Here is a 12662-nt window from a genome sequence, read left to right on the forward strand (position 1 = left end):
TAAAAGAATCATGGCAGATCTGAATAAAAAAACAGTAAAACCCATCAAGGTTGAAAAACCGGATATGAATCCGGAACGCTCCCTGAAGGTGAATGCGGACGTTACCTCGGTAAGTTGGGACAAAACCACGCAAGGCTGGAAAAACGGGATGAAAAATAATTTCGATTCCCTGAATCCGGTTTCTATGGCTGAATCCATTGTAGGAGGAGACAGCGCTCAGCCGGCAAAAAGTAGTGGCGGAGGTAGCGGAGACAGTGCTGTAACCGCAGAAAAAGCCACTCCAGAAAGCAAAGTGAAGCTGATTAAAGTCAATACTCCCGCAATGCCTTCTACTGCCATTCAGCATACAAGTAAGCATTTTGATATTGTGCTGGCGATTGATATTCACTGGACACTCATCCCGCCGCCACCTTCGTTCATGCTGATTCCACTGCCGTTGCCGCATCCGTTCATCGGGATTGTTTTTGATATCATGGATTATATTACCATCAACATCCCGATTCCTCAATTTGCAAGAAACCTTATGCCATCCCTTCCGAAAAGTATTCCGATGGGAGGCTCAATATATGTTCATGGAAGGCATAAAGCAACTACCACAACCAGTGTAATGGGAGTGGTGATTCCGTTCAGGCATATCACCTCACTCATTCCAGTGTATCTCATCCCTTTTCCTCAGGAAGCTCCACACGAAGGAGAAGTATATTATGGTGCACAAACCGTTTTGGCGCAAGGAAGTAAAATGAGTGGAAACCAGCCGCAGCAGGTGCTTACCTGTATGGGATTTCCTTTTGGAATGACCATGCTGCCTGCAATGCCGGATAAACCGAAAAAGAATCCACTGGCCTACTTCGCTTTCTATAATAATTTTTCAAGTATGTATATTCAGATCAATACGGGTGGTCCTGTATTGGTGGGAGGAGCTTTTGTTCCGCATGTTTATACCCCCGGAGAAATGCTGATGCGTCTTGCCGGGATGTTTTTAATGAGAAGTCTGACCAAGAAAATAGGGAAAATGGGAGCGAATGGCTTAAAGAAACTGAATAACAACGTTCTTAAAAAAGCTCCATTCAATAAATTCAAATTTGCCAATGCTTTGTCTAAAAAATTATGCAAATGGGGATTGGAGCCTGTAAATTTCGCTACAGGTGCCATGGTTTTTGAATGGGATGATTTTGAAGTTCAGGGAAGCACTCCTTTAAAATGGAGAAACATGTGGCACAGTGACAGACCTTATGATTTTGGTCCTTTAGGAAACGGAGTCTTTAATAATCATGATCTGTTTATTCTTCCTGAAGAAAATAATAAGTTTGCCGGATGGATGCATCCTTATGAGAATATTGCCATGCTGATTCCTGCACCGGAAATTGGTGAAGAAATGACCTATTTCAGAGATCAGAAAATATGGCAGTACAGACCAAGCAGCAGCATTTGGGTCATTCGCAAAGGAACCGATATCTATACCTATAAACGCTTCCATCATGTTACAGAAGGCCCCATCTATAAGGTAGTTCGTATTGAATATGGTGACGGAACAATCCGGGAATACGAGTATGAAGACCGTAATATTGTCCTGAAAAGTATCAGAGACCTTAAAACAGGTAATAGCATAGAAACTGTTATTCATCCGGAGCATAAAAAAGTTACAGAAGTTTATTATTGTTATAAAAAGCAGAGAGATCTGCAGGTTCGTTATGAGTATGATGACCGCGGAAATCTTATCCATGTCTGGGATATTCACAAAAAAGCAATTGTATTTGAATATGATGGAAAAAACCAGGTGGTAAAAAGAACCAACCGAAATGGGATGAGCTACATCTGGAACTATGATAAAGAGGGAAGAGTAGTTCATACCAAAGGAGTGGATGGGTTTATGGAAGGGTATCTCAATTATAATGAAGAAGAAGGTTTTACAGAAGTAATATATCCTAAACAGAACAATAAAACCGAACGCTATTATTACGATGAAAATTTTCTTGTCTACAAAAAAATAGATGGGGAAGGTGGGGAAACCTGGTATGATTTTACGGCACACAATGAGTTGAAAATGATAGGAACTCCGGAAGGAAGAGTTCAGGGATATACTTATGACGAAATGGGAAATATCAAAATTTTCCACAGTCCGGATGGAGAAGAATATCATTATCAATACAATGAATTCGGACAGGTGACTGCACGCCTTTCACCATCCGGAACTTCTGAAATGTGGAGTTATGATGAGGATGGAAGGCTGATAAGTCATACAGATGCTGCAGAAGATACCGTCTATTATGAATATGCCGAAGGGGAAAGACTTCCCGAAAAAAATATAAGAGAACACATTACAATATTTTACGAATATAATCAGAGAGGGCAGCTTATTCAACTGACAAATACTCTCGGAGCTGACCAATATTGGAAGTATGATGAGTATGGAAGATTGTTGGCTTTCAGTCCGAAACCCCTAAAAAGGACTCTTTGGAACCGGGATAAAATGGGTAGGGTAGTAGAAATAAATGAACAGGGACAATTGCCATTGAAGTTTCGTTATGATGCTTATGATCTTCCGGTGTATGTCACAGATGGCCGTGCAGAATGGCTCGTGAGTTACACCCCTATGGGAAGCCTTAAAAGACAGGTTCGCAGGAATGCACTTACGGGTAAAAAAGAGCAAACGCTGGCTTTTGGATATGATGCTTATGAAAACTTAATGAGCATTACCAATGAAAAAGGAGAAGTCTATTCTTTTGAAAGAAATAATAATAACGAAATCATAGGTGAAACCGGCTTTGAAGGCCAGAAAAAATTCTTTGTTCGTGATAAAGACGGATTGGTTACCCAAAGAAGAACCCCTCACGGGAAGAATATTTTTTATGAATATGATTTAGCAGGAAGAATAACGCAGACCCATTATCCGGACGGAACCTGGGAAGCTTACCAATATGACACTTCAGGATTATTGATCAAAGCAGATAATGAAGATAATAGTGTTAGTTTTCAGAGAAACAGGCTGGGGCAGGTAACCAATGAAAAGCAGGGCGAACATGCTATTCAGTATGAGTATAATGATCAGGGAAAACTTATTGGTCTGCAGAGTAGTTTAGGAGCAAAAATTGATTACTCTTATACTGATCTGGGGCAGCTTAGACGTATTTCTGCAATAGCTGAAGATGTTGCCTTACCTTGGCAGATGAACCTTGAAGTCAGCCGAAACGGACAAATGCTTTCCCGTGAAATGACAGGTGGTTTGGAAAGTACTTTTGAATTCGATCATCTCGGAATACCTGTAAGCCAGAAAGTAACGGTTAATAAGACAACTCTCAACCTTCATAAAGAGTATAAGTGGGGAGAAGGAAATCGTTTATTGAATATTCTGGACAGAGTGACAGGCGGCAGAACAAGATTTGATTATGATGAATTCGGAAGTCTTGTTGCAGCAGAATATTCCAACGGAAAAGTTCAGTATAAAAATCCTGACGCAACGGGTTGTCCATACGAAAGTACCAGACGTACTGACCGTATTTATGACAAAGGTGGAAAACTGATGCGGGACAAAAATTGGTTTTATCATTATGATGAAGAAGGAAATTTATTACTAAAAAGTAAGAGACCAATTAATAATGTTAAATCTGAACATGCAGAAGAACAAAATGATAAGCATTCTTATTATAAAAACATTGCTTCGGATTGGTTAAACAGTCCGAAAATGCCGGACGAACCCCATTTACCTAATGTAAACGAAGATCCTTCAATAGAATTACAAAATCCTGAATGGGAGTCAGGAGATTGGGCTTATTTCTGGAATGCCAACGGAATGCTTGCCAGAGTAAAACGTCCCAATGGTAAAGAAGTGAGCTTTGAATACGACGCGCTGGGAAGAAGAACATTCAAAATTGGTTCAAATAAAATAACTCGTTATATTTGGGATGGTAATGTTCTTTTACATGAATGGAGCTATAATGCTGAAGATCATCCTGTAACAGTTGTGGATGATGACGGGAATGTCATTGCAGGCAAAGAACCTGTAGAGAATATAGTGACATGGGTGTATGATTTGGCTAACTTTAATCCCTCAGCTAAAATTGAAAATGGTAACACTTATAGTATCATTTCAGATTATTTGGGAACTCCCATATTAGCTTATGACGAAAAAGGCGAAAAGGTTTGGGAAAGAGAATTGGATATTTATGGTAAGATCATTCATGAAACCAATCATTTTATACCATTTACATACCAGGGGCAGTACTATGATGAAGAAATTGAACTTGCCTATAATCGGTTTAGGTATTATAGTCCTGAAAGTGGAAGATATATCCAGAAAGATAAAATAGGGATAGTTGGAGGACTGCAGCTTTATTCTTATGTATGGGATGTTAATAAATTATTAGATAAGTTTGGCTTATTTCCCGAATACTATGATCTTGATGAACTGGGAAGACCTACCGGAGGTTTTGCAGAAGTGACACAATCTTCAATAGGTACCGGTTCCTCTGCATCCAATTCAATAAGTCCACCAGGTTGGTTGGGTGGAGAACATCCATATCACCAGCAGAGAGGGCATTTAATTGCCAATAATCATGGGGGAAGTGGTACAGATCCTAAAAATTTAGTGACCATTACGGATGGAACTAACCATCCTGGGATGACTAAATATGAAAATATAATTACAAACCATGTAAATGCAGATCCTAATAACAAGGTATTGGTAGAAGTAACACCAATATATAACGGAGATGAATTGATTCCTGAGAAAATTAAAATGTTTGCTATAGATCAGGATGGAAATGTAATTGTGGATCAGGAAATAAATAATGGACTAAGACAGAATACAAAATGTTGTGTATAATTTAACTATGGAAAATAAAGAATTTAATTTAGAAATAATAGGGACACCTACAGAATTTGGGAATATTACAGAACTGGAAAGTTTCAGATTTTCAAACGGAAAAGGATTTGCAGAATCTTATAAAAGATTTGTGAAGCAGTATGGGTATGGGGTAGCACTTGAAGAATTCCATATTTATCTGCCAATGGAAAACTATGGGGATTCCATATTTGTAAGAACAGAAGGGATCAAAAACACATACATAGATGACGTTAATAATGATGATATTTGGTTTAGTATTGCTCCGGATGGTTCTCCTGAGTTATTAAAAAGGCTATTTCCTTTTGCTTCAAGTGATAATGGCTTGTACCTTTTTTGGGATCCGGAATCAGGAACGGATAATGAGTTTGATATCTATTTAACTGATTTTAGAGGAATTGGTTTTAGAAAAATTGGACAATCTTTGTATGAGGCTGTAGATAACTTAACCGGGAGCAATTTCAAAGAATTTTTACGATTTTCTAGTGAACCCCTGGCAAGAAATTTTAAATGCTTAAAAAGAATTTAATGCCGGAATAATATTTTTCACCAATAATAAACCACCAGATGGTCAGGTAAAAGGGGAAAAATGTTTAATAATAACCTCAAAATTTCAAAAAACAATGATACTATTACCATTTATGTAGCCTTCCTTTATAAACTATTTAATCCAAATCCAATCCAAAAAATATGAAGAAAATATTCTCTGAACTTAAAGGGTTCGTGGTATTCAGTCCACAGCTTTTAGCAAAATATCTGGAAGAAAATCATCTTCAGGGCAATAATATTTTAAAATATTTTGTAGAAAATGAACATGGGGATGAAATTACAAAATCAGGAATTGCTATTCCAATAATTGGTGTAGAAGAAGACTATTATGCATTCCGGATTTCCGTAAATGAGGAAAGAATCCTGAATGATGATGAGGTAGAAGTGGAGTCAGGAGGCTGGATATTTCAGACTGCCAATAATGAAGTTAAAATTGTGGGGATCGGTTATCTAAAAGATATTGCCTCTATTCATGATGAAAATAGTATCACTTTTTCCTTGGAAAACGGATGGTATACTTTAAAAATACGGGGCGGAAATAAGAATGGCGAAAGATTATTTGAGCTGAATATGCAGAAACAGGATATGCATCCGGCCTTTAGTGGAGATGTTACCACTGAATATTACTATGGCTGAAAATATTTGTAAAAAATAATATTCAAGACAGAATATTCCCTGTTTAAGGATAAGTTACTGAGGTTGAGTTTTTAATATTCTTATTTTGAAAAGCTGGGAAAACCGAGATTTCTTTAAAACAACAGAAATATAAATTTTATTGAAAAATATTTTGTCAGTAATAAAAAACTTTCTATATTTGCACCACTGAAAACAACGGTATTACCGGAGTTTAAGGAGAGTTGGCAGAGTGGTCGATTGCGGCAGTCTTGAAAACTGTTGACTGTAACAGGTCCGGGGGTTCGAATCCCTCACTCTCCGCTAAGAGGGTCTTTTATTAAGATCCTCTTTTTTTATGTCTAATATTAAGGTAATTAAACAGGTATAGGACATTTAAAAGATACCTTATTAGTCTTACCAAAATTTTAAGATTATTGCTAAAATTTAATCCCAAACCTAGGCTCGGGATTAAAAAATAAAGTTCTAAAAAAACTCTAATATATTTTTTAAATATTAACAAAAAATAGTCTTTTCCATTTGGTTATCGTATTTCGGCTTAAATTAAAATGCTTGGCCAGCTGAATGTTATTCAATCCTTTTTTCTTCTGATATGCCAATATTTCTAATATTGAATTTTTATCATAGGAGCGCAGCCGCTGATTGATAATTTTGGAATCTGATAGTGTAGAATCGAATAAAAGCTCATTCAGATGGATAACATCTAAAATACTTAGATTTTCTTTCTCTAAAATATTTTTACATAATGTTAATTTATCAGGATATTTCATTATAATCATATCCTTATAGATCTTTTTGTAATCGGGGGGCATGCTCATAGTTTTTATCATGAAAATATTTATGTTTTATGAACCAAGCTTATTAGAACTGTTTTTGCTGATCCATTTGTATAAAGTAGTCTTTGGTATTTTATAATCATTGATAATTTCTAGTTTTGTCTTTTTACCACTTGATACTAATTCTAATATAAAGTGTATGACTTCCCGGGTGTAAATATGCTTTCTGAAATCTGGAAGTCTTGACTTTCTACTCTTAGAATTTTTTTTATTTATATTGGTGGGAGGAGAATACAATATCAAATGCTGGCTGTAAAGTCTGAAATAATCATATTCCAGCAATTTACTCCACCGAAGCAAAAAGTAAGTATTGATTTCTTTACTTTCATACATTTCTGAAACTTCCAGCTCGTTTATATCGAGAAAATTACAAATCCGCTCTATACTGATATCCAGATCATTAACACGCAATTGAATCAGCTTTCCTATATGTATATCTTTAAAATCCATTTATTATAATTTTTTTGAGGTAAACAAACTCTCTCGGATCACCTTTATTATAAATTAAAAAAGAGAAAAGAGAGAGAGTTTGTAAAAGGAAATATTTAAAAACAATATTTATATACGCAGAATTAAAAGTTCCTTTTGATAGAATCAATGTGTTTATAAGAATCGTTTTTTCAAAATAATTTCTAATTGGTATTTCTGGAACACATAGCATTCAATTGATACAAAGGATGCTAATTTTTCACATGATATTTGGATTTTAGAAAAATTAAAGACTGTATAATTAAAGCTATTATTATATAAATTGATTGAGTTAAATATTCTGATTAATTTTATAATCCTGATGGAGCAGGAGCACTGCCTGCTGTTGTTCCTCCAAGATTTGCTGTCACATCTGAAAGTGACTTAACCTGTGAATTATTAAGCACAAGACAATATATAGTCCATGTTCCATTATTAGCAGATCCACCACCACTATAATCTGCTGTAAGTCTCCAGGTTCCACCAGAGATAAATGCATTAACATTAACAGGATTGTATGTGTTGGCATCAGTACTGGCTAAAAATTGCTCACTAAAGCTGCTTCCAACAACCACTACTGTGTAATTGGTTGTAGAAATATTAGTATTAAAGTTGCTTATCCAATCTTTATCAACATTGCTTATTACATACTTTACATAGTTAAAAGGTTTAGTGTTGGTGGATGTACCTGCCACCATTACCTCTCCGGTACTGTCGTCCCTTACCAATGTAGATACAGCAGAAGAGGATGTTGAGCTAACGGTTCCAATCCTCAGTTTACCATTTACATCCAGTTTTTGTGTTGGGGAATTGGTTCCCACACCAATCCTGTCGTTTGTGGCGTCAACACTAAAAGTATTATTGTCAAAATTAATGGCATCAGTTCCTGTAGCCGTTACAGTAAATTTATTAGTCGCTGTAACTCCTGAAATAGTAGTAGCTTCGATAAGAGTACCACCCAATTTTATGTTGTTGCCTGACATTGTAAGCCCGTTATTCGCGCTGTAAACAGGTGCCGTGTTGGAGTTTATAACTTTCTGCCAAATAGTTCCGTCAAAATAATAATAACCTGCAGCAGTGATGTTGACGGTTTTAGCGGTTGATGAAGACACCGCAGCAGTTGCATAAACTAAAGTTCCTGTCTGGTTTGATCCGTACTGCGCATCAGCAGCCTTAATCTGGTCTCCTGTAAGTCTTGGAGCAATTACACCTTCCGGTGTACTGCCGTTTGTAGTTTTGGCAGTGACATCTAAAGTAGCCTTTGGGCTGGTATTGTTAATTCCTACTTGTGCAAATACAAGTCCTGTAAAAAGCAGACTTGTTATTAAAATAATTTTCTTTTTCATTTTTTTCATTATTTAAGTTTGATGCCATAGGCATTCTATAACAGTATTGTTTAATTTGATATTCGATTGTCGGCAAGGCAGGATGTCATTGGTGGAGGTCGTGAGGAATAAGTAAAATTAAAATTGACCAATAACAGACTTCTATTTTTTGTTTTTGTGTTAAGTGGTTTCTCAAAGAAAGCCCATTGGTAAATATTCCAAAGTTGTATTTTTATACCATTTTTATATTGTGTTTGAGGGAAATAAAGCTGCTGTATCGAATTATTCCAGAAAGAGAAGAAATTGATTTTTTTAAGCGGTTTAAAAAGAAATGTATTATAATAGACTGAATCTTTAGTTAAGGTCTTGATTTTTAGATGTTTTTTAGATATTTTATTAAGCCTTTTTAATTTTCTGCCTATGGTCTTTTCTAAGTCCCTTTTATTTTTAACATGAACAATAATAGAATTAGAATTTTCTTCTAATCCCCAAACTTTCACATCGTCTGAGACAAAAATCAATTCTTTTTTATCATCAGGTACTATTTTAAAAAAAGAACCATTTTCTTTTAACAAGCTGTCTTGTTGTGAGAATATTAAATTGGGATTAATCAGTAAGAAAAATAACAGAATCATTATACCTTTAGATTCTCTCCATAATGAAGAGATTTTATAGTTGGGATATAGGTATAATGTTTCCAAAAATTGCGTTTTTTTTCATATTAGTCAATATCAGACTAATGTGAAAAATTTAAATATCTGTAATAAAATAGGTTACTTGGAAAAGGTTTGGAAAAAGTAAAAAACATCAGTCTGAACTTGTGCATATTATGGGTAATTTCAATAAGATGAACTCTTATTCAAATGTTGTTTAAATGTTTATTTTACAATAAATTACATAAATTGTTTTTACAGTTAAATTTAATTACTACATTTGCAATGTTAGTCTGATATTGACTAATTATTTGTACTATTTTTGGCAAAAAAATAAATATCAATGTCTAATTTTGCCAGCCTAAAATTCTCTTTAAAAGAAAGTTCAGATCATATTTTCAGTAAAATCATTCTCATTATTCAAAAAAAATCTGAAAGTCATCATAAAGAAATGGTTTTTGAAACTCCATTTTTTATCAGTGAAGGAGACTGGGATTACGAAAGACAACGTCCAAAGAATATTTACTGCAAGAAATATAAAGAATTGAATTTTCTGCTTAATGAAATTAAAATTGAAATACAAAAACTCATTCAGTATTATACGAGACATCATAAAAATTTTCCCCCAAAAAAATTCTCCTCTCATATTGAAAATATCAGTAAATCGAAAATTTATTCTTATGAAAAAGAGTCATTACTTTATCTGGCATCCAACTATATTGAACAGAAAAAGAGTTCAATACAACTGTCAACTTATAGGAGATACATTGTCTTTATAAGACTTTTGCAGAATTTTGAAGGGCATCTGATGAAACGTCTCACTCTGCAAGATGTTAATGCTGAATTAGTAAAAAAATTTCAACATTTCGGTGTTTTGGAAAAATATACCCAAAGTACTGTTATAAGAACCCTCCATTTTGTGAAAACCATATTAAATTTTTCTGAAAGAAATGGATATCAGATTCCTGTTAGAAATCTTGATATTCCTAAGATAACCGCAAGAAAAAGATTATCTATACTTTCTGAACAGGAAATTGTAAAGATTAAAAGGGTTAAGCTTCCCCAGGAATTTGAAAATGCCCGAGACTGGCTGGTAATCAGTTGCTATACCGGGCAAAGAATATCAGATTTTATGAAATTCAACCTTGATCAGGTTTTAATGATAGATGGAAAAGCATGCATCTCTTTTATTCAACAGAAAACAGGAAAAGAGATGCTTATACCGCTGCATCCCATTGTTCTTAAAATTATTAAAAAGAATGGCGGTGTTTTTCCCAAGCCTATTGATGTAACTCATTATAATTCATTTATTAAAAATATTGCTCGGGCAGCAGGTATTAACAATACTATTAATATCCGTAAACGTAGTGGATACAGAAGTTATGAAACTATAACAGAGAAATGGGAAACGATGTCTAGCCACATTGGGCGAAGAAGTTTTGCCTCTAATTTCTATGGTAAAATTCCGACCCCTTTATTGATGCAGGCAACAGGACATAGTTCGGAGAAAATGTTTTTACACTACATTAATCCGCTCAATCATGAAAGAGTTCTTTCGTTAGGAAATTATTTTGAAAAAATCTATGAAGAAAGATTATTATGATTCAGTATCCCAGAATGTTCTATTTATAGTAATTGAGAAAAGGAAATTTCTCATTAACATTACAGCCTGAAAAACGATATTTTGCCAGCCCGTTGCGCAGAGCCTCATGACATTGAGCTTTGTGAAATTTTTTCAATCTGAATTTTGGCTTGTATTCATAAATAAATGAAAGCCATTGCAGATGCAATGGCTTTATGTTAATAAGAAATTTCCTTTTCTTAACTTAAAATCTCACATGGTGCTACACAGTATATCCATGGACATCTTTTGATTCCCGGAGGAGGACAGCATGCTTCAGAGCAGGTTGCAGCTCCGCCATTGATGCTTTTCAATTGGTCTCTTGAAATTTTTTTATAATTTTTCATAGTCAAATTATTGGGTTACACATAAAATTATGGCTGATTTCCGCCACCACATCCATCATAGGGCATACATTGCCATTTCCCTCCGATTAAACATAACTGGCCACCTCTGCAGTCAATTCCACCCTTAATTGTTTTCAATTCCTGTCTTTCGATTTTCTTTAAATTTTTCATAATATTTTTAGATTTAGTTGTATTCGAAATTAATCAAATTTTATCAACTATTATAGAATTATTGTAAAAATATTTATTATAAATAATTAATTTAATCTTTTTTTACATTTATTTTATCGAAATAATTAAAATTTATCATATGTAAATAGGCTTTGAAGATAGCTCAGAATATAATTTTTTAAGAACTGATTTTGTTTTTATAATATCTTGTCCTGTGACAAGTTAGATTTTATTGTAACTTGGTAATTTTGGCTAAAAGTTTAATTCACAAATCTGATAATATTATGAAAACTTTATTTAAATTCTCTTCCTTACTGGTTTTGATTCTGATTCTTACCACAACCCAGCTTTATGGCCAGAAAGTAAAGCCTTCTGAAAGCGGTTATGCATCTGTAAATGGTATAAAAGTGTATTATGAAGTCTATGGCAAGGGCAAACCTATTGTATTGCTTCATGGAGCTTTCATGACAATTGATATGAACTGGGGTGAATTGATCCCCGAACTGTCTAAAAATAGAAAAGTAATAGCTCTTGAATTACAGGGACACGGACATTCCCCATTTTCAGAAAGAAAATTATCTCATGCTACTTTGGCAAGTGATGTTACAAAAGTAATGGACTATCTGAAAATTGATAAAGCAGATGTGGTGGGTTACAGTTTTGGTGGGGAAGTAGCTTATCAATTGGCTATACAAAGTCCGGAAAGACTTAATAATCTGGTCATTATTTCATCAACCTATAAAACAAATGGCTGGCTGCCCGAAGTAAATAAGGCATTTGAAGGAATGAAACCAGATCTTTTTACAAACAGTCCTCTGCATACTGCCTATAATGCCGTAGCACCGGATAAAACAAAATGGACGAAATTTCTGGAGCAGATGATGGCTTCTGCCGGACAGCCTTTCTACCTTGGTGATGATCATATTTCTAAAATCTCGGCTCCCGTTTTAATTATAGCCGGCGATAATGATGGATTGGACAAAATAGAACTGGCAAAGACCTATAAACTGTTGGGAGGAAATGTTTCTGCAGATATGGCTCCTATGCCTAAATCTCAATTGGCTATTGTTCCCGGGCAAACTCATGTGAGTCTAATGATGCAGACGGCAACAATTTTGAATTACCTGGACAGTTTTTTAAAATAGTATGTTCTACGGGATTCAACCTGATAAGAAGATCAATAGATTTTATTTACAGAAGAGGTACAGATCAAAAAATC

Annotated in this window: 11 protein-coding genes and 1 tRNA gene; 6 read left to right on the forward strand and 6 right to left on the reverse strand. The window is 34.8% G+C overall.

The genetic code is table 11. The features are described from left to right. Nucleotides 1–10 precede the first annotated feature (10 nt). From CLU97_RS08280 to CLU97_RS08295, 4 genes are all read left to right on the forward strand, one after another. Nucleotides 11–4822 carry a DNA/RNA non-specific endonuclease gene (locus CLU97_RS08280; RefSeq protein ID WP_183084540.1) on the forward strand — a complete coding sequence of 1604 codons (4812 nt, stop codon included), beginning with the start codon at nucleotides 11–13 and terminating at the stop codon, nucleotides 4820–4822. Between the two features lie 7 nt (nucleotides 4823–4829). Next, complete coding sequence (locus CLU97_RS08285) at nucleotides 4830–5369, forward strand: hypothetical protein (protein ID WP_121487512.1); 540 nt, start codon at nucleotides 4830–4832, stop codon at nucleotides 5367–5369. Between the two features lie 161 nt (nucleotides 5370–5530). Continuing rightward, a complete protein-coding gene (locus CLU97_RS08290; RefSeq protein WP_121487513.1) occupies nucleotides 5531–6025 on the forward strand; it encodes a hypothetical protein in 495 nt (164 codons plus the stop codon). A gap of 215 nt (nucleotides 6026–6240) precedes the next feature. Beyond that, nucleotides 6241–6325, forward strand: a tRNA-Ser gene (locus CLU97_RS08295). 185 nt (nucleotides 6326–6510) lie between these two features. On the opposite strand, the gene CLU97_RS08300 is transcribed toward CLU97_RS08295, so the two are convergent. The 4 genes from CLU97_RS08300 to CLU97_RS08320 form a co-directional block, all read right to left on the reverse strand. Next, on the reverse strand, nucleotides 6511–6834 hold the full coding sequence (locus CLU97_RS08300) for a helix-turn-helix domain-containing protein (RefSeq protein ID WP_317125977.1): 324 nt from the start codon (nucleotides 6832–6834) through the stop codon (nucleotides 6511–6513). A 33-nt stretch (nucleotides 6835–6867) separates the two neighbouring features. Then, a complete protein-coding gene (locus tag CLU97_RS08305; RefSeq protein WP_121487515.1) occupies nucleotides 6868–7308 on the reverse strand; it encodes a transposase in 441 nt (146 codons plus the stop codon). Nucleotides 7309–7637: 329 nt separating this feature from the next. Next, nucleotides 7638–8672, reverse strand: coding sequence for a hypothetical protein (locus CLU97_RS08315; protein ID WP_147436466.1), 1035 nt, complete (start codon nucleotides 8670–8672; stop codon nucleotides 7638–7640). A 50-nt stretch (nucleotides 8673–8722) separates the two neighbouring features. Next, the gene (locus CLU97_RS08320) at nucleotides 8723–9352 is read right to left on the reverse strand and encodes a hypothetical protein (protein WP_147436467.1); all 630 of its coding nucleotides are present in this window, start codon (nucleotides 9350–9352) and stop codon (nucleotides 8723–8725) included. 295 nt (nucleotides 9353–9647) lie between these two features. On the opposite strand from CLU97_RS08320, the gene CLU97_RS08325 reads away from it, so the two are divergent. Then, on the forward strand, nucleotides 9648–10907 hold the full coding sequence (locus CLU97_RS08325) for a phage integrase SAM-like domain-containing protein (RefSeq protein ID WP_121487519.1): 1260 nt from the start codon (nucleotides 9648–9650) through the stop codon (nucleotides 10905–10907). A gap of 218 nt (nucleotides 10908–11125) precedes the next feature. Here CLU97_RS08325 and CLU97_RS23645 read toward each other — a convergent pair whose 3' ends face one another. After that, a complete protein-coding gene (locus tag CLU97_RS23645) occupies nucleotides 11126–11272 on the reverse strand; it encodes a bacteriocin-like protein (protein WP_183084541.1) in 147 nt (48 codons plus the stop codon). A gap of 27 nt (nucleotides 11273–11299) precedes the next feature. Further along, nucleotides 11300–11443, reverse strand: coding sequence for a bacteriocin-like protein (locus CLU97_RS23650; RefSeq protein ID WP_002980068.1), 144 nt, complete (start codon nucleotides 11441–11443; stop codon nucleotides 11300–11302). 284 nt (nucleotides 11444–11727) lie between these two features. On the opposite strand from CLU97_RS23650, the gene CLU97_RS08330 reads away from it, so the two are divergent. After that, nucleotides 11728–12588, forward strand: a complete 861-nt coding sequence (locus CLU97_RS08330; protein ID WP_121487520.1) for an alpha/beta fold hydrolase — start codon at nucleotides 11728–11730, stop codon at nucleotides 12586–12588. The last annotated feature ends 74 nt before the right edge of the window (nucleotides 12589–12662 follow it).

Source organism: Chryseobacterium sp. 7, from assembly GCF_003663845.1.
GTDB lineage: Bacteria > Bacteroidota > Bacteroidia > Flavobacteriales > Weeksellaceae > Chryseobacterium.